The 21,131-nt window shown below is 71.1% G+C and carries 18 protein-coding genes; 13 read left to right on the top strand and 5 right to left on the bottom strand.

Annotated features, from left to right (window positions below; translation table 11 throughout):
• The first annotated feature begins 51 nt into the window (after nt 1–51).
• The 3 genes from atpD to M3B01_RS00540 are packed head-to-tail and all read left to right on the top strand — an operon-like array spanning nt 52 to nt 2,250.
• Nucleotides 52–1,521: a F0F1 ATP synthase subunit beta gene (gene atpD / locus M3B01_RS00550; RefSeq protein WP_259788897.1), complete on the top strand. Its 1,470-nt coding sequence runs from the start codon at nt 52–54 to the stop codon at nt 1,519–1,521.
• Nucleotides 1,518–1,793, top strand: a complete 276-nt coding sequence (locus tag M3B01_RS00545; protein ID WP_259788896.1) for a F0F1 ATP synthase subunit epsilon — start codon at nt 1,518–1,520, stop codon at nt 1,791–1,793. Before atpD ends, M3B01_RS00545 begins: the two co-directional genes overlap by 4 nt.
• Before the next feature lie 16 nt (nt 1,794–1,809).
• Nucleotides 1,810–2,250: a DUF2550 domain-containing protein gene (locus M3B01_RS00540; protein WP_259788895.1), complete on the top strand. Its 441-nt coding sequence runs from the start codon at nt 1,810–1,812 to the stop codon at nt 2,248–2,250.
• A gap of 8 nt (nt 2,251–2,258) precedes the next feature.
• Here the strand turns inward: M3B01_RS00540 and M3B01_RS00535 are convergent, their stop codons facing one another.
• Complete coding sequence (locus M3B01_RS00535; RefSeq protein ID WP_259788894.1) at nt 2,259–3,515, bottom strand: N-acetylglucosamine-6-phosphate deacetylase; 1,257 nt, start codon at nt 3,513–3,515, stop codon at nt 2,259–2,261.
• 38 nt (nt 3,516–3,553) lie between these two features.
• Nucleotides 3,554–4,261, bottom strand: coding sequence for an endonuclease NucS (gene nucS / locus M3B01_RS00530; RefSeq protein WP_259788893.1), 708 nt, complete (start codon nt 4,259–4,261; stop codon nt 3,554–3,556).
• A 134-nt stretch (nt 4,262–4,395) separates the two neighbouring features.
• Here nucS and M3B01_RS00525 point away from each other — a divergent pair, with 134 nt between their 5' ends.
• The 3 genes from M3B01_RS00525 to M3B01_RS00515 are packed head-to-tail and all read left to right on the top strand — an operon-like array spanning nt 4,396 to nt 7,317.
• Nucleotides 4,396–5,229: a hypothetical protein gene (locus tag M3B01_RS00525; RefSeq protein WP_259788892.1), complete on the top strand. Its 834-nt coding sequence runs from the start codon at nt 4,396–4,398 to the stop codon at nt 5,227–5,229.
• Entirely contained in the window at nt 5,229–6,353 is a 1,125-nt protein-coding gene (locus tag M3B01_RS00520; protein ID WP_259788891.1) for a hypothetical protein, read from the top strand. The genes M3B01_RS00525 and M3B01_RS00520 overlap by 1 nt, the downstream gene beginning before the upstream one ends.
• Before the next feature lie 52 nt (nt 6,354–6,405).
• On the top strand, nt 6,406–7,317 hold the full coding sequence (locus M3B01_RS00515; RefSeq protein WP_259788890.1) for a co-chaperone YbbN: 912 nt from the start codon (nt 6,406–6,408) through the stop codon (nt 7,315–7,317).
• Between the two features lie 99 nt (nt 7,318–7,416).
• Here M3B01_RS00515 and glgB read toward each other — a convergent pair whose 3' ends face one another.
• The 3 genes from glgB to glgX all read right to left on the bottom strand — a co-directional run bounded on the left by glgB (nt 7,417) and on the right by glgX (nt 14,133).
• Nucleotides 7,417–9,735, bottom strand: coding sequence for a 1,4-alpha-glucan branching protein GlgB (gene glgB / locus M3B01_RS00510; RefSeq protein ID WP_259788889.1), 2,319 nt, complete (start codon nt 9,733–9,735; stop codon nt 7,417–7,419).
• Nucleotides 9,728–11,710, bottom strand: coding sequence for an alpha-1,4-glucan--maltose-1-phosphate maltosyltransferase (locus tag M3B01_RS00505; protein ID WP_396123320.1), 1,983 nt, complete (start codon nt 11,708–11,710; stop codon nt 9,728–9,730). Before M3B01_RS00505 ends, glgB begins: the two co-directional genes overlap by 8 nt.
• Nucleotides 11,711–11,907: 197 nt before the next feature.
• The gene (gene glgX, locus M3B01_RS00500) at nt 11,908–14,133 is read right to left on the bottom strand and encodes a glycogen debranching protein GlgX (RefSeq protein ID WP_259788887.1); all 2,226 of its coding nucleotides are present in this window, start codon (nt 14,131–14,133) and stop codon (nt 11,908–11,910) included.
• 180 nt (nt 14,134–14,313) lie between these two features.
• Between glgX and M3B01_RS00495 the strand changes: the two genes are divergently transcribed.
• Genes M3B01_RS00495 through M3B01_RS00465 form a run of 7 tightly spaced genes read left to right on the top strand, consistent with a single transcriptional unit; the run spans nt 14,314 to nt 20,993 of the window.
• Entirely contained in the window at nt 14,314–15,423 is a 1,110-nt protein-coding gene (locus tag M3B01_RS00495; RefSeq protein ID WP_396123318.1) for an AAA family ATPase, read from the top strand.
• 20 nt (nt 15,424–15,443) lie between these two features.
• Entirely contained in the window at nt 15,444–16,340 is an 897-nt protein-coding gene (locus M3B01_RS00490) for a DUF58 domain-containing protein (protein ID WP_193864815.1), read from the top strand.
• Nucleotides 16,327–16,815, top strand: a complete 489-nt coding sequence (locus M3B01_RS00485) for a hypothetical protein (RefSeq protein WP_259788886.1) — start codon at nt 16,327–16,329, stop codon at nt 16,813–16,815. Before M3B01_RS00490 ends, M3B01_RS00485 begins: the two co-directional genes overlap by 14 nt.
• Entirely contained in the window at nt 16,806–17,828 is a 1,023-nt protein-coding gene (locus M3B01_RS00480; protein WP_259788885.1) for a vWA domain-containing protein, read from the top strand. The genes M3B01_RS00485 and M3B01_RS00480 overlap by 10 nt, the downstream gene beginning before the upstream one ends.
• The gene (locus M3B01_RS00475) at nt 17,825–18,823 is read left to right on the top strand and encodes a VWA domain-containing protein (RefSeq protein WP_193864818.1); all 999 of its coding nucleotides are present in this window, start codon (nt 17,825–17,827) and stop codon (nt 18,821–18,823) included. Before M3B01_RS00480 ends, M3B01_RS00475 begins: the two co-directional genes overlap by 4 nt.
• Nucleotides 18,820–19,782, top strand: coding sequence for a hypothetical protein (locus M3B01_RS00470; protein ID WP_259788884.1), 963 nt, complete (start codon nt 18,820–18,822; stop codon nt 19,780–19,782). Before M3B01_RS00475 ends, M3B01_RS00470 begins: the two co-directional genes overlap by 4 nt.
• A complete protein-coding gene (locus tag M3B01_RS00465) occupies nt 19,776–20,993 on the top strand; it encodes a cysteine desulfurase family protein (protein ID WP_259788882.1) in 1,218 nt (405 codons plus the stop codon). Before M3B01_RS00470 ends, M3B01_RS00465 begins: the two co-directional genes overlap by 7 nt.
• Nucleotides 20,994–21,131 lie beyond the last annotated feature (138 nt).

Below are 21,131 nucleotides of genomic sequence, written 5' to 3'. Positions count from 1 at the left end.
GAGATCCCGCCGCGAGCCCTCTCGCCCGCCATACCCACGGAGAGTACGGACATGACCACCACCGCCCCCGCCACCACCGAGACCACCACGCCCGGTGGCACCGGCCGCGTCGCCCGCGTCACCGGTGCCGTCGTCGACATCGAGTTCCCCCCGGGGCAGATCCCCGACCTCTACAACGCGCTGAACACCGAGATCGGCTTCAGCGGTGAGGGCGAGGGCACGCGCACCCTGTGGCTCGAGACCGCGCAGCACCTGGGTGACGGCATGGTGCGCGCGATCGCGCTCAAGCCCACCGACGGCCTGGTGCGCGGTCAGTCCGTGAACGACACCGGCGCCCCGATCTCCGTGCCCGTGGGTGACGTGACCCTGGGCACCGTGTTCGACGTGACCGGCACGCCCCTGAACAGGGACGCCGCCACCTTCCAGGTGGAGGAGCGCTGGCCGATCCACCGCAAGGCCCCGAACTTCGACGACCTCGAGTCCAAGACCCAGATGTTCGAGACCGGCATCAAGTCGATCGACCTGCTCACCCCGTACGTGCAGGGCGGCAAGATCGGCCTGTTCGGCGGCGCCGGCGTGGGCAAGACGGTGCTGATCCAGGAGATGATCTACCGCGTGGCCAACAACCACGACGGCGTCTCCGTGTTCGCCGGCGTGGGCGAGCGCACCCGCGAGGGCTGGGACCTCATCGAGGAGATGACCGAGTCCGGCGTGATCGAGAAGACCGCCCTGGTCTTCGGCCAGATGGACGAGCCGCCGGGCACCCGCCTGCGCGTGGCGCTCTCGGCCCTGACCATGGCGGAGTACTTCCGCGACGTGCAGAGCCAGGACGTGCTGCTGTTCATCGACAACATCTTCCGCTTCACCCAGGCGGGCTCCGAGGTCTCCACCCTGCTGGGCCGCATGCCCTCCGCGGTGGGCTACCAGCCCAACCTGGCCGACGAGATGGGCGTGCTGCAGGAGCGGATCACCTCCACCCGCGGCCACTCCATCACCTCGATGCAGGCGATCTACGTGCCGGCCGACGACTACACCGACCCGGCCCCGGCCACCACGTTCGCCCACCTCGACGCCACCACCGAGCTCTCCCGTGAGATCGCCTCGCGCGGCCTGTACCCGGCCATCGACCCGCTGTCCTCGACCTCGCGGATCCTGGACCCCCGGTACATCGGGCAGGACCACTACGACACCGCGGTGCGCGTCAAGCAGGTCCTCCAGCGCAACAAGGAGCTGCAGGACATCATCGCGATGCTGGGCGTGGACGAGCTGTCCGAGGAGGACAAGGTCACCGTCTCGCGGGCCCGCCGCATCCAGCAGTTCCTGTCCCAGAACACCCACATCGCCAAGCAGTTCACCGGTGTGGACGGCTCCGACGTGCCGCTGCGCGACACCATCGAGGGCTTCAAGGGGATCTGCGACGGCGAGTTCGACCACATCCCCGAGCAGGCGTTCTTCAACGTGGGCGGCATCGACATGGTGATGGAGGCCCACCACCGGATCCAGAAGGAGCTCGGTCAGTGAGCACCCTCGAGGTCACCTTCGTGACGGCCGACCGCACCGTGTGGTCCGGTCGCGCCGCCCAGGTGGTGGTGCCCGCGGCCGACGGCTCGATGGGCATCCTGCCGCAGATGCAGCCCACGCTGGCGGTGCTGGACCGCGGTCTGGTGCGCATCATCGCCGACAGCGGTGAGGTCACCGAGCGCGACGTGGTCGGCGGTTTCGTCTCCGTCGACAGCGATGTGGTCACCATCGCCGTGGACGACGCGGAGCGCGTCGGCGGCTCCGGGCGCTGACCCGTACCGCGCATCCATGCCCGAGCTGAGCATCCCGGTCCTCCTGGTGGGGATCGGGGTGCTCTTCGTCGTGCTGGCGGCGGCAGTGATCGGGCGGCAGCTGTTCGTCTCCCGTCAGCGCGGCGCCTTCGACTGCACGCTGCGCAGGCGCGGACTGACCGGACCCGAGAGCTGGCAGCGCGGCCTGATGCGCTTCGGCACGGATCGGGTGCGGTGGTTCCGGGCCTTCTCGATGCGGCTGTCGCCCTCGGCGGTGATCCGCCGGGCCGACATCGCGGAGATGACCCGCAGGCGCCTGCCGGCGCAGGTCGATGGTGACGAGGACGCCTGCCTGGTGGTGTTCCACCTGCGCAACGGGCAGGAGCTCCAGGCGATCGTGGACCTCCCTGCCGGGGCGGCTCTGAACTCCTGGCTGGAAGCGGCACCGACCGGGATGGTCATCGGGGACGCGGACTGAGCCGCGGCTCAGATCTCCTCGCCGGCGCGCAGCACCGTCACCGGGTGGAACTCCGCGTCCACCAGCAGCACATCCGCACGGCACCCCGAGGTGAGGGACCCGATGCGCTCCTGCAGCCCCAGCACCCGGGCGGGGACCGCGGTGGCGGCACGGACGGCCGGCACCAGGTCCACTCCCGAGCCCAGCACCGTGTGGCGCAGCACGTCCAGCAGGTGAGCGGTTCCGCCCGCGATCGAGCCGCCGTGGGTGAGGGTGGCGACACCGCCCGCCACCGTGACGTCCTGCGCGCCCAGGCTGTACTGACCGTCCGCCATCCCGGCGGCGGCCATCGCGTCGGTCACCAGCATCACGTGGTCCTCCGCGGCCACCGCGAACACGTGCGCGACGGTGCGGTGGTCCAGGTGCACGCCATCGGCCACCAGCTCGACCACCATCTGCCCGCGCGCGGCGGCGTCCAGGCAGGCCAGCGCGGGGCCGGGGTCACGGTGGTGGATGGGGCGCATGCCGTTGAACAGGTGAGTGGCGGTGGGCAGCGCGGAGCGGCCGCGTGCGCGCTGCAGGGCCTGCAGCGAGAGCTCGACGCCCTGGGTCATCTCGGCGCTGGTGCAGTCGGTGTGGCCGAGCGACGGGATCGCCCCGCACTCCGCCAGCGCCGTGATCACCGCACCCGCGTCCTCCGCCTCGGGCGCGATGGTCGTGGTGGCCAGAGCACCGCCGGCGATGGCCGCCAGCTCACGCACCAGCTCGGCGTCGCCGCCGGTGATGTGCTCGGGGTTCTGGGCGCCCTTGCGGGCCTCGGAGATGAACGGACCCTCCAGGTGGATGGCCGCGATCTCCCCGTCGGCCGCGAGCTGCGCCAGGTCCGCCACCCGCTGCCGCAGCGTGTCGGGAGAGGCGGTGACCAAGGAGGCGACCAGGGAGGTGGTGCCGTGGCGGCGGTGCTCGCGCACGGCGTCCATCATCTGCTCGGGCCCGGAGGCGTCCGGGAAGGACGCCCCACCGCCGCCGTGGCAGTGGATGTCCACCAGACCCGGCAGGATCAGCCCGTCGTGCCGGACGGTGCGCCGGGCGCTGTGCTGCGGCGCCTGGACCGCAGGTCCCGACCAGAGGATCTCGCCGTCGCCCAGCAGCACCAGTGCTCCCGGCACCACGCCCCGTTCCAGGACGGCGGTGCCGTGCAGTGCCAGCTCCGCCTGCAGGGAGGCGCTCTCCGGGCCGGGCTCGGGCACGGAGTGGTCGGCGTCAGCGGGCTCAGCGGGGGCCATGGCTCTCCTGTGACGGTGCTGCGGGGGTTGTGAGGTGGTCAGAACAGGCGGGACTCCACGTCGTCGATGCCCCGCAGGGCGTCGTAGTCGAGGGTCACGCAGTCGATGCCGCGGTCGCCGGCCAGGACCTTCGCCTGGGGCTTGATCGCCTGCGCCGCGAACACGCCGCGCACGGGCGCGAGCAGGGGATCGCGGTTGAGCAGGTCGAGGTAGCGGGTCAGCTGCTCGACGCCGTCGATCTCGCCGCGCCGCTTGATCTCGATGGCCACCGCCCGTCCCTCCGGATCACGGGCAAGGATGTCCACCGGGCCGATGGCGGTCGCGTACTCGCGTCGCACCAGGGTCCAGCCGGCGCCCAGGGTGTCGATGTTCTCGGCCAGCAGGGCCTGCAGGTGCGCCTCGACGCCGTCCTTGCGCAGCCCCGGGTCCACGCCCAGCTCATGACTGGAGTCCTCGAAGACCTCGTGCAGGCGCACCCGCAGCCGATCGCCGCTCTTGTCGTGCACCACGTCCCACTGCTCGATCCACTCACCCTCGGGATCATCGGCGATCTCGTCGTCGCTGCGGCGGGTGGTGGTGAGCGTGCACGGCGGGGTCATCCAGTTCAGCGGCTTGTAACTGCCGCCGTCGGAGTGGACCAGGACGCTGCCGTCGGCCTTGAGGATCAGCAGTCGCGGTGCCAGGGGCAGATGAGCGGTGAGCCGACCGGTGTAGTCGACGGAGCAACGGGCAACCACGAGACGCACCCGGCCAGAGTACGGCATCCGTGGGCGGGTGCACCTGCTCACGTCCCCCTGTTCGGTCGCGGGGGCCGATCGTATCGTGGGAAGGTCCGCCGTCGGGGAAGGAACCCGGCACGCTCCCAAGGAGAAGAACCATCGTGCAACGCGTCCTTGCCGTCCTGCTGGTGCTGCTCGGCGTGGCGGGACTGGTGCTCGGCAGGCTGGGGGAGACCGTCTGGGCTCCCGCCACGGAGCGCACCGCCACCGTCGAGCTGAGCGATCCCGGTCCCGCTGTGCTGATCGACCCCGGTGTGCTGTACGTCGGAGGGCGGGAGGGCGAGGTCACCATCACCGGTGCCTCCGAGGTCTCCCTGATCACCGCTCCGAACGGCGACATCGAGGCCTGGCTGGGCGACTCTCGCTACACGCGGGTGACGGGCCTGTCCGACTGGCAGACCATCACCACCGAAGAGGTGAACCCCGAGGGGTCGGCCGAGTTGCCCGCCCCCACCGAGTCCGACCTGTGGCGCACCGTGGACACCTCCCCCAGCCCGGCGACCCTCGACGTGGCCGAGTTCGCCGCACAGGAGCACGCGCCCAACGAGCAGATGTACCGCGCGATCCTGGTGGTGACCGACGGCACCGCCCCCGGTGCGGAGTCCATCTCGATCACCTGGCCGGTGGACGCCAAGAACGAGTGGGTCCCCTACGCGTACGCGGGCGGTGCGACCCTCGCCGTGATCGGACTGGTCCTGCTGGTGGTCTCCGCCGGCACCCGTCGCCGTGAGGACGAGGACGAGCCGATCGAGGAGGCCGACGAGCCTGCGGCCGCGGTGGCACCCGCTGCTGCCGCCGGTGCGGACCCGCCCCGGTTCCCGAGGACGGAGCGCACCGAGCCGCAGACCGAGCGCATCGACCCGCAGGCCGCCTCTGAGGACGGCGGCACCGACGGGACCGACGAGGGCGGCTCGCACCCGGCGGAGGTGCGCTGATGACCCCGACCGCTGACCACTCACCGAGCAAGGACTGCCCCATGCACGCTGCCGAGCCGCCCGTGTCCCCCGCTCCCGAGGCGGCGCCATCGCCGCTGGGCCGCCGAGGCCTGCTGCTCGGCACCGGCACCCTGGTGGCCGGTGCCGTGCTGGCCGCCTGCGCATCCGAGCCGGAGCCCCCCGCGGCTCCGCCCACGGGCCCCACCCTGGCCGAGCCCACCCCGGTGACGGGGGAGGGGCAGTTCGAGACCTTCGTGACCGAGATCCATGACGCTGTGGCAGCGGCCGACGAGGCCCGTGATGCGGCACTGCTGGCGCCGCGCGTGACCGGCTCCGCGGCGGAGTTCCGCACCGCGGCCTACGGCATGATCGCCAAGGCCGAGGAGTGGGCCGCGGATCTCAAGCACCCCGGCAAGGAGCTGATCGTCCCCATGACCTCTGTGGGCGAGGCGTTCCCGCGGGTGGCGATCGCGTTGGTCGCCGACTCGGTCGAGGAGGGCGTGCCCTACTTCATGGTGCTGCAGCAGAACGACGCCCGGTCCCCGTACACCACCTGGGGATGGGCACAGCAGGCCGTGGGCGTCGACATGCCGATGGTCCCCGACCAGCGAGTGGGCGCAGAGCCCGTGGCCGCGGACGAGTCGGGGCTGCTGAGGACCCCGGCCGAGGCCCTCGCGCTGTACGCCAAGGTGCTCAGCGACGGCGACGACGCCGATCCCGACGACCTGCTGGCCCCCAACCCCTTCCAGACCGCCACCCATGAGCGCATCCAGGCCGAGCGTGCCGAGCTCAACGCCGGCGTGGAGTGGGACGAGGCCGCCACCATCAAGGAGGTGTACACGGTCAAGGACGGAGAGTTCGCCGGCCTGCGCACCGACGACGGCGGCGCCATCGTGATGGCAACCCTGATGTCCAACCGCAAGGTGAACGTGAAGGACGGCGCCACCATGAGCTACGACGAGGACAACAAGTACACCAAGCTGATCGGGAAGAAGGAGTTCACCGACACCTACGTGCGTCAGTACGGCACCACGGTGGCGATGTACATCCCGCCGGCGGATGCGGGCACCCAGATCCAGCCCATCGGAGGCACCCAGTCCGCGCTCGGTGCGAGCGGGAGCTGAGCCCGCTTCTCCCTAGACTGGTGCCATCACCGACCGTTCAAGGAGCACACACGTGACCGATCCCTACGGCATCATCGACCTCGCCTACCTCAAGAAGCCCACCGGGGCGGCCGCCGGCAGCGGTGGCGCCGCGGGCAGCTCGGCGCCCGGTACCCATGAGGTGGCGGTCACCGAGCAGGGCCTCGAGCAGCTGGTGGCAGACTCCCAGCGCATCCCCACCCTGCTGCTGGTGACCAGCTCCCGCGTGCCGGAAGGCCAGGCGTACCTGGACGCGATGCGCCGCGCGGTGGACGCCAAGGGCGGTGCCCTGCGCCTGGCCACGGTGGACGCCGACACCCAGCAGCGGGTCGCCGCAGCACTGCGCGTGCAGCAGCTGCCCACCCTGATGCTGCTGCTGATGGGGCAGGTGCAGCCGATCGCCGAGGCCGTGCTCCCCCTGAGCGAGATCGAGCCGCTGCTCACCCAGATCCTCGACGTGGCCCGTCAGCAGGGGATGGAGCTGCCCGAGGCCGAGGGGCAGGACGCCGCGCAGACGCCCGCCGAGGAGCCGCTGCCGCCCCTGGTGGCCGAGGCCTACGAGGCCATCGAGGCCGGGAACTTCGATGCGGCCGTCACCGCCTTCGAGAAGCAGCTCGACCAGACCCCGGCCGATGCGGAGGCGAAGGCCGGGCTGGCCACCGTGCAGCTGATGCGGCGCACCCAGGGCGTGGACCTCGAGAGCGTGCGCACGGACGCCGCGAACTCCCCGCGGGACCTCCAGGCGCAGCTGCTGGCCGCCGATGTCGACATGCTGGGCGGTCACGTCGACGACGCGTTCGGGCGCCTGCTGGACCTGCTGCGCGGCGCCGATCAGGAGACCAAGGACGCGGTGCGCGCCCGCCTGCTGGAGCTGTTCGAGATCGCCGGCTCGGGCGATCCTCGCGTGGCCGCCGCCCGCAAGCGCCTGGCGAACCTGCTGTACTGACGCGCCTTCCCCGCCACGCGGCGGACTGCGCAGCACAGGCAACGGCCCGGACCCCGCGAGGGGATCCGGGCCGTTCTGCTCGGTTCCGTGAGTGCGCCCTCAGCCGCGGCGCAGGCGCTCCGGTGCCAGCACCACCGCACCCAGCGGCGGAACGGTGAGCCGCACCGAATGCTCCCGGCCGTGCATCGGCACCTGCTCGACGTGCACCTTGCCGAGGTTGCCCACGCCGCTGCCGCCGTAGACGGGGGCATCGGAGTTGAGCACCTCGAGCCAGGCCCCGCCCTCCGGCATCGGCACGCGGTAGTCGTGCCACGGCTCGGTGGAGAAGTTCAGCACCACCACCACCGGGTCCCCGGCGCGGTTGCGGCGAACGAAGCAGAGCGTGTTGTGGCCGGCGTCGTCCCCGATCAGCCACTCGAAGCCCTGCGGGTCCTGGTCCAGCTGGTGCAGGGCATCGAACTCCGCCTGGAGGGCGTTGAGGTCCTTGACCAGCTGCTGGGCACCGCGGTGCAGCGGGTACTCCAGCAGCCACCAGGGCAGGCCCGCCTGCTCGGACCATTCGGTGCCCTGGCCGAACTCGGAGCCCATGAACAGCAGCTGCTTGCCCGGATGGGTCCACTGGTAGGCCAGGAAGGTGCGCAGCGAGGCCGCCTGCTGCCAGTCGTCCCCGGGGGCCTTGCGCAGCAGGGAGCCCTTGCCGTGGACCACCTCGTCATGGCTGATGGGCAGCACGAAGTTCTCGGAGTACTGGTAGACCATCGAGAAGGTGAGCTCGCCGTGGTGGTACTGGCGGTTGATCGGGTCCTCGCCCAGATACACCAGGGAGTCGTGCATCCAACCCATGTTCCACTTGAAGCCGAAGCCCAGCCCGCCCACGTCCGTGGGACGGGTGACGCCGGGGAAGGAGGTGGACTCCTCGGCGATCATCACGATGCCGGGGGCGCGCTTGTAGGCGGTGGCGTTGGCCTCCTGCAGGAAGTCGATCGCCTCGAGGTTCTCCCTCCCGCCGTGGCGGTTGGGGATCCACTCGCCCTCCTTGCGGGAGTAGTCCAGGTACAGCATGGAGGCCACCGCGTCGACCCGCAGGCCGTCCACGTGGAACTCCTCCAGCCAGTAGCAGGCGTTGGCGACCAGGAAGTTGCGCACCTCCTCGCGGCCCAGGTCGAAGATGTAGGTGCCCCAGTCGGGGTGCTCACCCTTGCGCGGATCGGCGTGCTCGTACAGCGGGCCGCCGTCGAATCGCGCCAGTGCCCATTCGTCCTTCGGGAAGTGCGCGGGCACCCAGTCCATGATCACGCCGATGCCGGCGGCGTGAAGGGTGTCGATGAGGTGCCGCAGCTCATCCGGCGAGCCCAGGCGCGAGGTGGGTGCGTAGTAGCCGGTGACCTGGTAGCCCCAGGAGCCGCCGAAGGGGTGCTCCGCCAGCGGCATGAACTCCACGTGGGTGAAGCCCATGTCGGTCACGTAGTCCACCAGCTCGGTGGCCAGCTCCCGGTAGCCGAGCCCCGGGCGCCAGCTGGCCAGGTGCACCTCGTAGATCGACATCCGCGAGGCGACCGCGTCGCTCTCGGCGCGGGCGGCCAGCCAGGCGTCGTCCTTCCATTCGTAGTCGCTGGTGGTGACGACGGAGCCGGTGGCCGGGGGCACTTCGGCCAGACGGGCCATCGGATCGGCCTTGTCGCGCCACACGCCGTCGGAGCCCAGGATGCGGAACTTGTACACCTCGCCGTCTCCGATGCCGGGGACGAACAGCTCCCACACGCCGGAGCCGCCAAGGGAGCGCAGGGAGTGGCTGCGCCCCTCCCAGCCGTTGAAGGAGCCCACCACCTGCACGGCGCGGGCGCTCGGGGCCCACACCGCGAAGCTGGTGCCCTCGACGTCCTCCACCGTGCGCACGTGGGCGCCCAGGGCGCGCCACAGCTCCTCGTGGCGACCCTCACGGATCAGATGGAGGTCCAGCTCGCCCAGGGTGGGCCAGAAGCGGTACGGCTCCTCGAGGACGACCGGGTCCGCGCCCTCCTCCCACACGACGCGCAGCTGGTAGGAGGTCAGGGCGGCGACGTCGATCGCGGCCACCCACACCCCGTCGTACTCGTGCTGCATCGGGTGCGCGGCGCCGTCGGCCGTGAGCACCTCAACGGCATGGGCGAAGGGCTTGAGGGTGCGCACGGTGACGCCTCCCTCGTACTGGTGGGCGCCCAGCACCGAGTGGGGGTCGTGGTAGCTGCCGGTGGCGGCCGAGCCCAGTTCGTGCTCGCCGAGCGGCATCACCCGGGGACCGCTGATGGAACCGGCGGGCTCGTCGACCGACGGTGCCTGGGGTGCGGAGTGCGCCTGGAGGGCGGACTGAACCGGGCCCGCGGGTGCGGAGGGACGCTGCGGGCCCCTCGGGGTGGTGGGGTCGGGGGTCTCAGGCATCTCGTTCCTCCTCGGGATGGATGACGCGCAGGACATGGGCGGGCCGGTCGGCGGCGCTCAGGATCACATACGGGTCGCGGTTCCAGGTGAAGCGCTCACCGGTGAGCAGATCCTCGACCTCGAACTCCTCGCCGACGCCCAGCGCCGCAGGATTCAGGTGGAGGGTGGTCCATGCGTCGCGGTCGTGCTCAGTCAGCGAGACCACCAGCACGGTGTCCGCCGTGCCGGTGCCGGTCTCCTCCGCCTCCAGGTGCTTGGAGAACACCAGCACCTGCGGGTCGTCCGCGGTGTGGAAGCGGATGGAGGTGAGGGACTGCAGGGCGGGGTGCTCGCGGCGGATCCGGTTCAGGTCCCGCAGCAGCGGTTCGAGGCTCTCACCCCGAGCCAGGGCCCCGGCGTAGTCGCGCGGCTTGTACTCGTACTTCTCGTTGTCGATCTGCTCCTGGGCGCCGGGCCGCGGCACGTCCTCCACCAGCTCGTAGCCGGAGTAGATGCCCCAGGTGGGCACCAGGGTGGCCGCCAGGATCGCCCGCAGCACGAAGGCGTGGCGCCCGCCCCCGGTCATGAACGGGGTGAGGATGTCGTGGGTGGTGGGCCAGAAGCTCGGGCGCATGTAGTGCGCCGAGGCGGCGAGCTCCTCGAGGTACTCCCTCAGCTCGACGGGGGAGTGGCGCCAGGTGAAGTACGTGTAGGACTGGTGGAAGCCGACCTTGCCGAGGGTGTGCATCATGGTGGGCCGGGTGAAGGCCTCGGCCAGGAAGATCACCTCGGGGTGGGTGCGGTCGAACTCCTCGAGCAGCTCCTGCCAGAAGCGCACGGGCTTGGTGTGCGGGTTGTCCACCCGGAACAGGGTCACCCCGTGCTCCACCCACAGCTCGAGCATGTCCCGGATGGCGGTGTACAGGCCCTCGTAGTCGGCCTCGAAGCTCAGCGGGTAGATGTCCTGGTACTTCTTCGGGGGGTTCTCGGCGTAGGCGATGGTGCCGTCGGGACGGATCACGAACCACTCGGGGTGCTCGGTGACCCACGGGTGGTCCGGGGAGCACTGCAGGGCGATGTCCATCGCCACCTCGAGCCCGAGCTCCTTGGCGCGGGCCACGAAGGCATCGAAGTCCTCCATGGTGCCCAGGTCGGGATGGATCGCGTCGTGCCCGCCGTCGGGGGAGCCGATCGCATAGGGCGAGCCGGGATCGCCCTCGCGCGGGTCCAGCGTGTTGTTGCGGCCCTTGCGGAAGGTGGTGCCGATCGGATGGATCGGGGTCAGGTAGGCCACGTCGAAGCCCATGTCGGCGATGCGGTCCAGGGACTCCGCGGCCGTGGCCAGCGTGCCGGAGACCCACCCGCCCTGCTCGGGGTCGAAACGGGCACCCTCGGAGCGGGGGAAGAACTCGTACCAGGAGCCGAACAGGGCCAGCTTCCGGTGCACGACCAGCGGGTACGGGCCCGCGACGGTGACTCCCTCCCGCAGCGGTCGCTCATGCATGACGCCGCGCAGATCCGCCGCCAGGGCCGGACTCACACGGCCGGAGGGTGACAGCGAGGTGTCGCGCAGGCTGCCGATCGCGGCTCGCAGGCGGGGACCGTCGGCCTCGGGGCGGGTGCCCTCGGTGATCTCCGCCAGGGCGCGCTCCAGCACCTGGACGCCCTCCGCGGCCACCAGCGCGGTGTCGATACCGGCGGGGATCTTCACCTCGGCGGTGTGCACCCAGGTGTCGTAGGGGGAGGAGAACGCCTCCACGCGGAAGGACCAGTGGCCGGTGGCCCCCGGCCGCACGGTGGTCTCCCACAGGTCCAGGCCCGGGTTCACGCTCTCCAGGCGGCGCACCTGCTCGCTGCCGTCAGGAGCGGTGAGCACCACCTGCACGCCCATCGCGTCGTGTCCCTCGCGGAAGGCGTTGACGCGGACGGGGACCGTCTCGCCCTCGACGCAGGAGGCGGGGAAGCGCCCGCCGTCCACGACCGGGGAGACATCCATGATCGGGATGCGGCCGATGCCGGCGTCGAGTCCCGCGGGCCGGGAGGTCTCGGGTCGGGAAGTCTCGGGTCGGGAAGTCTCGGGCCGGGATGGCGTGGCGCGCTGCTGCGGCGTCCGGGAGGGGACGGGCCGGCGTCCGGGGGCGATGGGCTCGGGCATGTCTGCTCCTGCCTGCGGTGAGGTCGTCCTGGCGGTTCTCACGATAGCCGCTCGACCGGGGTGATCCCGAGCACGATCACGCTTCCGGGACCGATCGGCACGCGCCCGCCCTGGACCGGCCCGGTGGGCAGGTCCCCCTGGTCCTCCAGCGCGCTGTCGAACAGCACGCGCGTGGGGCCCTCGGGCCAGGGCGCCGACGGCAGCGTGAGCTCCACCCGCTGGGCCTCGGTGGAGATCACGATCAGCAGGTGCTCGGTGCCGCCCGGGCCCGGGACCCCGGGGCGGAGCATCGCCAGCAGGTGCTGGGAGGGGTCCATCCAGTCGGCGTGCTCCATGCCGATGCCGTCGGCCCCGAACCAGGCCACCTGCCCCGCATCCAGGGCGTGGGGATCGGCCGGGCGCAGGAAGTGGGGGCTGCGCAGCTGCGGGTGCTCGGCACGCAGCCGCAGCAGTGCCTTGACCGAGTCCCGCAGGGCGCGGTCCTCCGGGCGCAGGTCCCAGTGGACCCACGAGATCTCGTTGTCCTGGCAGTAGGCGTTGTTGTTGCCGCGCTGGCTGCGGCCGAACTCGTCGCCCGCGGTGAGCATCGGGGTGCCCGAGGCCAGCAGCAGGGTGGCCAGCATCCCGCGGGCCGTGCGCCGGCGGGCCGCCCGCAGGGCGCCGGCCTCGTCGTCGTGGCCCTCCGGCTCCCCTTCGAATCCGTGGTTCCAGGAGCGGTTGTCATCGGTGCCGTCGCGGTTGTCCTCGCCGTTGGCCTCGTTGCGCTTGACCTCGTAGGTGGTGAGGTCGTGGAGGGTGAAACCGTCGTGGGCGGTGACGAAGTTGACCGAGGCCCACGGGGAGCGCAGGGAGCGGCCGGCCGGCAGGTTCTCGGGATCGCGCGCTGTGAACAGGTCGCTGGAGGCGGTCAGGCGGGTGGCCAGATCGCGCACCCCGCCGACGGCATCGGTGCCGTGGCGCCGTCGCACCGCACGGTCGGACAGCCAGAAGGCACGGATGTCGTCCCGGAAGGAGTCGTTCCACTCCGCGAACGGGGCGGGGAAGCTGCCGGTCTGCCAGCCGCCGGTGCCCACGTCCCACGGCTCGGCGATCAGCTTGACCCGTCGCAGCACGGGATCGGTGGCGATGGCGCGCAGCAGCGGGTGGTCGGGACGGAAGCCGCGCTCGTCGCGGCCCAGGGTGGCGGCCAGGTCGAAGCGGAACCCGTCGACGTGGACCTCCTCCACCCAGTACCGCAGGGAGCTGAGGATCAGGTCCATCACGTGCACCGAGCGCGGGTCGAGGGTGCCGCCGGTCCCGGTGACGTCCAGGAAGGATCCGTGGTCCATCCAGTAGTACTCGCGGTTGTCCAGCCCCCGCAGGGACAGGGACGGCCCGCCCGCCCCGCCCTCGGCGGTGTGGTTATACACCACGTCCAGCACCACCTCCAGGCCTGCCGCGTGGAGGCTGCGCACCATGGTCTTGACCTCGTCCAGCACGGCCTGGGCGCCCGCACGCTGGGCGGCCGCCGTGGCCAGGCCCGGCTCCGGCGCCAGGAACGACAGGCTCGAGTAGCCCCAGTAGTTGGTCAGGCCCAGCCGGGTCAGGTGCGGCTCGTCCATCGCCGCGTGGATCGGCAGCAGTTCGACGGTGGTCACACCCAGGTCCCGCAGGTAGCCGGTCACGGCGGGATGGCCCAGCCCGGCGTAGGTGCCGCGCTGCTCGGCCGGGACGTCCGGATGCAGCCGGGTGAAGCCCTTGACGTGCAGCTCGTACAGCACGGTCTCGGCCCAGTCCACCAGGGGGCGCAGATCGCCCTGCCAGTCGAAGCGGTCGCTGGTGACCACCGACCACACCGCCGTCTCCGCGTCGTCCTGGCCGCTGGGGACCAGCTGCTCGCCCACCGGGTCGAGCATCGCGTCGACCTCATGGGCGAAGAAGGAGCTCAGCAGGGGAGAGGCGTGGGAGATGCCGCGGGCGTAGGGATCCACCAGCAGCTTGCGAGGGTTCCCGTAGAGCCCGGCCTCGGGGTTCCACGGCCCGTGCACCCGCAGGCCGTAGCGGGTGCCGGGCGTCATCCCGGTGACGTGGTCCCAGCGCAGACCGCCGTCGTAGTGGCGCAGGCGTCGGCGCACCTCGGTGCTCCCGCTCTGGATGCAGAGGTCCACGTGGCCGGCCCGAGGTGCGGCCACCGCGAAGGTCCCACGACCGAGCTCGTCTACGCTGAGACCGGGGGCGGTGGGAGCCACCGGCGGGGTGGGGCGGTCGAAACGATCGGCATGCACCTCGGCATTGTTTCATCGTCGTCGCCAGGTACAGACCGCATCCTGCCCGCCCCGTGGTGCGACAGCGGCTAGTATCGCCTCGGTGCCCCGTGCTCCGTCCCGGTGCCGGACGCCGACCGTCCTCGGGGGAGGAACGGGCACCGTTCACCGAACAGTCCGCCGACGGGGGAGCCGCAGCAGATGAGCCAGCCACCGAACCAGCAGCCCGCCCGCCCCGGTGCGCCTGGCGCGCCCTCCGATCAGCCCGGTCGGGGCCACAGCGGCGGGCCCCAGCGCGGCGCCGGCTCCTTCGCACCGTCCACCGCCTCGATCGCCCCGGCCGACATGGAGCGCTCCGCCGAAATCGTGCGCACCATCACCGAGGTGTTCCAGTCCCGCGTGGTGGGGCAGGAGAACCTGCGGCTGAGCCTGCTCACCTCGCTCGCCGCCGGTGGCCACGTGCTGCTGGAGTCCGTGCCCGGTCTGGCCAAGACCACGGCCGCCAGCGCGCTGGCCTCCGCGATCACCGGCTCCTTCTCCCGTATCCAGTGCACCCCGGACCTGATGCCGAACGACATCATCGGCACGCAGATCTTCAACTACGGCTCCGGCACGTTCACCACCCAGCTGGGGCCGGTGCACGCCAACGTGGTGCTGCTGGACGAGATCAACCGCTCCTCGGCCAAGACCCAGTCGGCGATGCTCGAGGCGATGCAGGAACGCCAGACCTCCATCGGCGGCGAGATCCACAGGCTGCCCGAGCCGTTCATGGTGCTGGCCACCCAGAACCCCATCGAGGAGGAGGGCACCTACGTGCTGCCCGAGGCCCAGATGGACCGCTTCCTGATGAAGGAGGTGCTCACCTACCCGCGCCCCGCCGAGGAGCACGAGATCCTGGACCGCTCCACCGCGGGCAGTCTCACGGGGCCCCGCAAGGCGGTGAAGGCGGTGAGCCTCGAGGACATCCGCTTCCTCCAGGAGATGGTGGACGCCGTCTACGTGGACCCCGCGGTCAAGCGGTACATCATCGACGTGGTCTTCACCACCCGCGGCTCCGGGCCCCGACCGGTGCCCAACCTCACCCAGTCGGTGCGGGTGGGCGCCAGCCCCCGAGGCTCCCTCGCCCTGATGCGGGTGGGGCAGGCCCATGCCCTCCTGCACGGGCGGGACTACGTCACCCCGGACGACGTCCGCGCCATGCGCTACGGCGTGCTGCGACACCGCCTGGTGCTCACCTTCGACGCCCTGGCCAGCGGGATCAAGCCCGAGCAGATCATCGACGCGGTGTTCCACGCCGTGCCGATGCCCTGACGCGGGCGCGGAGCGCACCGATGGCGACCTCGCTGCTCACCCGGGTCAAGGCCCGGGTGGACCTGCACACCTCGAACCGGGCGCGCGGCCTGATCCAGGGCCGCGGCCGGTCACTGTTCAAGGGCAGCGGCGAGGACTTCGACGACCTGAAGTACTACCAGCCCGGCGACAAGATCTCCGACATCGACTGGAAGGCCACGGCGCGCTCGGGCGAGCCGCTGATCCGTCAGTTCAACGAGGAGCGGGTGCGGCACCTCTCGATCGTGGCCGACACCTCCTCGGCGATGGCCGCGACCGCCGCCGACGGCAGCTCCAAGCGCGACACGATGGTGATGGCCGCCGGGATGATCTGCTACCTGGCCCAGAAGAGCGGGGACCTGGTGGGCCTGGTCGCCGGGGACGACTCCCACCCGATCCAGCTTCCGGCCCGCTCCAGCGACGGCCACCTCGAGCTGCTGCTGCGGACCATCCAGCAGGCCACCACCACCGCCTCACCCCCGAAGGACACGGCCTGGCTGCTCGAGCGGGCCTTCCGCGTCACCAGCCGCTCCACCCTGATGACGATCATCACTGACGAGGCCGGGCCCGACGTCGAGGACTTCTCGCTGCTGCGCCGCCTGACCACCCGCCACGACGTGATGGTGGTGCGCATCGCCGATGCCGACCCCCTGCAGCCCGCCTCCCTCGACTTCGACGTGGTGGATGTGGACTCCCCCCGGGAGATCGCCTCCATTGCCCGCACCTCCAAGCGGGTGGCGCAGGACGTCCAGGCGTACCGCCAGGCACGTCGGCAGGGCATCGACGAGATGCTGGATCGGCTGCACCTGTCCCACGTGCTGTCCACGGGGGAGACCACCGTGATCGACGACATGGTGACGATGCTGAGGTCGAGGGAGTTCCGCCATGCTCGTGCCTGAACGGATCCTCGCCGCTCCGCCGGAGATCATCGACCCGCCCCAGTACTCGGTGGCCTGGGCGATCCTCGCGATCCTGTGCGCCCTGACCATCACGGCACTGGTGTGGGGCACGCTGCGGATCACCCGGGGGATCGAGAAGCGTGCCGCCTATCGCCGCCGGCCCAGCGACGTGGAGAACCTCAAGGCCGAGTTCCTGCGCTCGGTCAACGACATCGCCGACCGTCACGAGGCCGGGCAGCTGGAGGCACGGGCCGGGCACCTCGAGCTCACCGGTGTGATGCGGCGGTTCGTGCGCCGCACCACCGGGCACGACGTGACCAGCCAGGACGTCTCCACCCTGCTGGCGGAGCCGCGCACCCGGCCGGTGGGTGAGCTGATCGCAGCGCTGTACGAGCCGGACTTCGCTCCGGCCCCGGACGCCCAGCTGCACGACTCCGTGCGCCGCGCCCGGGAGGTGATCCGGCGATGGTCATGATCTTCTGGTGGGTCACCGCCCTGCTGCTGCTGGCCGCCCTGGCCGTCTGGGCGATCACCTTCTGGAACCGTCGGGCGATGCGGAAGTCGCCCGTGCTGGTGGCGAACTCCTCGTACATGGACCGCATCCCGAGCTTCGTGCGCGCCCAGCGCACCGCCCGCGTGGTGCGGGTGCTCCAGGTCGCGATCGCGGTGATCGGCGTGGTCGCCGCATCCCTGCTCTCCGGGCGGATCGCCAGTGAGCGGATCGAGACCCCTGACTTCGCCTCCCGCGACATCGTGCTGTGCCTGGACGTGTCCGGATCGATGTACGAGTACGACACCGAGATCCTGCAGACCTTCGCCGAGATGGTGGACGGCTTCGAAGGAGAGCGGGTCGCACTGTCGATCTTCAACTCCACCAGCCGCACGGTGTTCCCGCTGACCAACGACTACGACCTGATCCACCGCGAGCTCACCGAAGGTGCGGAGGCGATCGACTTCGACGAGTTCGGATACCGACTGGGCACCCGCGACTATGACGACGAGAAGGTGCGCAAGTACGTCGACTTCGTGGAGGGCACGCGGGGCATCGCCGATGAAGCCTCGATCGTCCCGGACGGCCTGGCCTCCTGCGGGATGCTCTTCGACCGGGCCGAGGAGGACCGCTCCCGCTCGATCATCTTCGCCACCGACAACGAGGTCAACGGCTCCCCGATCTTCACGCTCGAGGAGGCCGCCGACTCGGTCGCACGCCGTGACATCACCCTGTACACCTTCTACCCCGGTGCCTACGAGTGCGGTGAGGAGTGCCTCGCGGAGCTGAGGACGGCCACCGAGGACAACGACGGCGTGCTGTACCAGTCCACGGACCCGGACGCGATCCCGTCGATCATCCAGGACATCCAGCGCACCCAGGCCGCTGCCATGGGGGCCACTCCCACGGTGGTGCGCACCGACCATCCGGGGCTGGGCTTCGTGCTGACGTTCCTGTCCCTGATCGGGGTCATCGCCATCGGATGGAGGGCCCGATGATCCGCCTCGAGCCGCTGATGCCGCTGTGGGCCTCGATCCCGCTGTTCGGTCTGCTGCTGATCGCGTGCGTGACACTGCTGGTGCTGCGGCCCCGCCAGCGGGTGGCGTGGCTGCGCCGCGCCCTGATGGTGATGCTGCTGCTGGTGGTGGCGCTGCGACCGGTCACCCCCCTGGAGGGCGAGCAGACCCAGCGCATGAACGCCAACGTGTTCTTCGTGGTGGACCGCACCGGCTCGATGAACGCCGAGGACTATGCGGAGGGCCGGCCCCGCATGGAGGGCGTCAAGGCCGACATGGACCGCATCATGGGCATGACCGAAGGGGCCCGCTACGGGATCATCGCCTTCGACTCCACCGCCACCGAGCAGCTGCCGCTGACCACCGACGCCGGCGCGGCGCGGGCGTGGATCGACACCCTGACCACCGAGCCCACCGCCTACTCCCAGGGCTCCAATGTCGATCGTCCACTGAACTCGCTGCTCACGGCCCTCTCGGAGACCCGGCAGCAGGACCCTGACTCGCACATCCTGGTGTACTTCCTCTCCGACGGGGAGAACACCGATGAGCGGGAGTCGGAGTCCTTCGGGCAGGCCAACCCCATGGTCGACGGCGGAGCGGTGCTCGGCTACGGCACGGCCGAGGGCGGGCCGATGAAGGCGCGCGGCGGGGAGAACGACGGGGAGTACATCCCCGATGGCGACGGCGGCCAGGGCATCTCCTCGATCGACCAGGCCCAGCTGGAGAAGATCGCCGCGGACCTGGGTGTGCCCTACCTGCACCGCACCGATCCGGAGGCACCCATCGAGGGCACCATGGAGGGGATCACCCTGCGGCCGGTGCCGATGGAGTCCTCGCGCAGCGTCGCCAGCTTCGAGGACTGGTACTGGATCGCCGCGATCCCCCTGGCGGCCCTGTTCATCTGGGAGCTGGGGGAGATGACCTACCGGCTGCCGCGACGGCTGGACCGCTACGACATCTCAGGAGCCCAGCGATGAGCACCTCGACCGATGCCCCGCGCGCCGAGCAGCATGCAGAGCAGGGGGATGCCCCGCTGGAGCGGGCCTCCCGCCCCAAGGGGCGCCCGGAGAACTTCGGCCTGGACGTCACGCGCCTGCGGCGCACCCGGGCCATCGTGTTCGCGATCCTGGCCCTGCCGATCCTGGCACTGGGACTGCTGATGGTGAAGTTCGTGTCGATGCCGATCACCCAGGCATGGCATCAGTCGGCCTACGAGGACGGTGCCTACCCCACGGCGATCGAGCGCCTGCAGCCGGTGTGGGTGGCCAACTGGTTCGAGCCGTACCTCCCGCACCTGACCCGCGGCACGGACCTGCTGCAGCAGGGCGAGAACGCCGCCGCCGAGGAGGAGCTGCGCCAGGCCCTGGAGAAGTGGAACAACGGCAAGGACCTCAACCAGCCGCTGCACGCCCAGTGCAAGATCATCAACAACCTCGCCATCGCGATCGAGCGCCAGGCCGAGCAGATCGAGGACCCCGCCCAGCGCGCCGACCGGCTGTACGAGGCCGAGGAGCTGATGGCCGTGTGCGGCGGCGGAGGCGGCGGTGGCGAAGGTGAGGGGCAGGGCGCCGGCGGCGAGGGCGAGGGCCAGGAAGGCTCCGGCAACGAGGACTCCGAGACCACCGAGGAGAACGGCGAGCGCATCCGCGAGAAGCGCCGCGAGGCCGATGAGGAGGCCGGCAACGACCCCGACGACCGCGACACCAAGCAGGGCGGGCAAGGCGACCAGCCCGGCGGGGACTCCCCGCCCCCGGTCGGCGACCCCAAGCGCGAGGACCCTGAGGGGGACGGCCCCGAGGAGGAGGCCCCCACCGACGGCGGCAGCGAGGAGCAGAAGAAGCAGGACGAGCTGGAGGAGCGCAACCGCGGCGCCCAGGGCGGCGAGGGCGAGGACGACCCCAACGGTGGCAGCGAGGAGCAGCCCAAGCCATGGTGACCACGTCAGATGCCCGCCCCGAACGGGCCTACCTCGATCATGCCGCCACCACGGTGATACGGCCTGCGGCACGGGACGCCTATCTGGAGGCATCGCTGGTGCAGGGCAACCCCTCCTCCGTGCACACCTCCGGCAGGCGGGCACGAGCCGTGCTCGACGAGGCCCTCGCCTCGATCGCCGAACGGCTGGGCGTACCGCGCAGTTGGCTGATCCTCACCTCCGGTGGCACCGAGGCCGACAACCTCGCGATCCGGGCGGTGGCCCTGGGGGCGCAGGCCGCTGATGCCCGGCGCCGCGCTGTCGCTGTCGCGGCGACGGACCATCCCGCCGTCCTGGCCACCGCCCGCTCCCTGGAGTCCCCCCAGGCGGCCCGCGGTGAGACGCCCCCCGGTATCGAGGCGCGGATCCTCCCGGTGGACGGCGCAGGGATCCTGGAGCTCGATGCGGTGGCCGCGGCACTCGCCGACGGCGCCGTGGGCGTCCTCAGCGCGGCCCTGGCCAACAACGAGACCGGCGCGGTGCAGGACATCGGCGCTCTGGCCTCCGTGGCTCGTCAGCACGGCACCTGGGTGCACACCGATGCCGTCCAGGGCATCGGTCATGTCCCCACCCCGTCGTGGGACGACGTGGACCTGATGTCGCTGTCGGGGCACAAGCTCGGAGCCCCGGTGGGGGTGGGTGTCCTGGTGGCGAAGCCCGAGGTGCCGCTGGCGGTGACTAGCACCGGCGGCGGGCAGCAGCGCGGGGTGCGCTCCGGCACGCTGGACGCCGCTCACGCGGCCGCCTTCGCCGCCGCCTTCGCGGAGCTGATGGATCACCGCGAGGAGGAGAACGCCCGCTACCGTGCGCTCGCCGGCCGCCTCCGCGCAGGCATCGCCGCGGTGGACCCCGAAGCGCGGTTCACCCTCCCGGAGTCCTCCCCGCAGGCCGGGCACGTCGTCCACGTCCGGTTCCCCGGGGCCGACACCGACTCCCTGCTGTTCCTGCTGGACGAGCGGGGAGTGGACTGCTCGGCCGGATCCGCGTGCTCCGCGGGGGTCACCCAGGCCAGTCCGGTGCTGGCGGCGATGGGGATCAGTGACGCTGAAGCGCGCGGAGCGCTGCGGCTGTCGTTCGGCTGGAGCAGTACGGAGCGCGACGTGGACCTGTTCCTTGCCGCCCTCCCCGAGGCGCTGCAGAAGGCCCGGGCCGTGGGATCGCTGTTCGGCTGAGGGCGGCACGTGTCGTGTCGCACCTGAGTCTGATGCATCTCACGTGCGCGCCACCGTCCTGCGGGGCTGCCTCTCCGTAGACTCGGCAACCGGGACCGGCCGAGACCGGGGCCCGGATACGACCGAGCTGATCGAAGG

The sequence above is a fragment of the Brachybacterium sp. p3-SID957 genome (assembly GCF_025144775.1).
GTDB lineage: Bacteria > Actinomycetota > Actinomycetes > Actinomycetales > Dermabacteraceae > Brachybacterium > Brachybacterium epidermidis.
This window is presented reverse-complemented; position numbering and strand designations above follow the sequence as displayed.

What these genes read in the sequence shown, in the direction of transcription:
- M3B01_RS00480 (WP_259788885.1), top strand. Translation starts at nt 16,806, where the DNA reads ATGGTCATGATCTTCTGGTGGGTCACCGCCCTGCTGCTGCTGGCCGCC.
- M3B01_RS00540 (WP_259788895.1), top strand. Translation starts at nt 1,810, where the DNA reads ATGCCCGAGCTGAGCATCCCGGTCCTCCTGGTGGGGATCGGGGTGCTC.
- M3B01_RS00505 (WP_396123320.1), bottom strand. Translation starts at nt 11,710, where the DNA reads ATGGATGTCTCCCCGGTCGTGGACGGCGGGCGCTTCCCCGCCTCCTGC.
- atpD (WP_259788897.1), top strand. Translation starts at nt 52, where the DNA reads ATGACCACCACCGCCCCCGCCACCACCGAGACCACCACGCCCGGTGGC.
- M3B01_RS00475 (WP_193864818.1), top strand. Translation starts at nt 17,825, where the DNA reads ATGATCCGCCTCGAGCCGCTGATGCCGCTGTGGGCCTCGATCCCGCTG.
- glgB (WP_259788889.1), bottom strand. Translation starts at nt 9,735, where the DNA reads ATGCCTGAGACCCCCGACCCCACCACCCCGAGGGGCCCGCAGCGTCCC.
- M3B01_RS00535 (WP_259788894.1), bottom strand. Translation starts at nt 3,515, where the DNA reads ATGGCCCCCGCTGAGCCCGCTGACGCCGACCACTCCGTGCCCGAGCCC.
- M3B01_RS00465 (WP_259788882.1), top strand. Translation starts at nt 19,776, where the DNA reads ATGGTGACCACGTCAGATGCCCGCCCCGAACGGGCCTACCTCGATCAT.
- M3B01_RS00520 (WP_259788891.1), top strand. Translation starts at nt 5,229, where the DNA reads ATGACCCCGACCGCTGACCACTCACCGAGCAAGGACTGCCCCATGCAC.
- M3B01_RS00470 (WP_259788884.1), top strand. Translation starts at nt 18,820, where the DNA reads ATGAGCACCTCGACCGATGCCCCGCGCGCCGAGCAGCATGCAGAGCAG.
- M3B01_RS00485 (WP_259788886.1), top strand. Translation starts at nt 16,327, where the DNA reads ATGCTCGTGCCTGAACGGATCCTCGCCGCTCCGCCGGAGATCATCGAC.
- M3B01_RS00490 (WP_193864815.1), top strand. Translation starts at nt 15,444, where the DNA reads ATGGCGACCTCGCTGCTCACCCGGGTCAAGGCCCGGGTGGACCTGCAC.
- M3B01_RS00495 (WP_396123318.1), top strand. Translation starts at nt 14,314, where the DNA reads ATGAGCCAGCCACCGAACCAGCAGCCCGCCCGCCCCGGTGCGCCTGGC.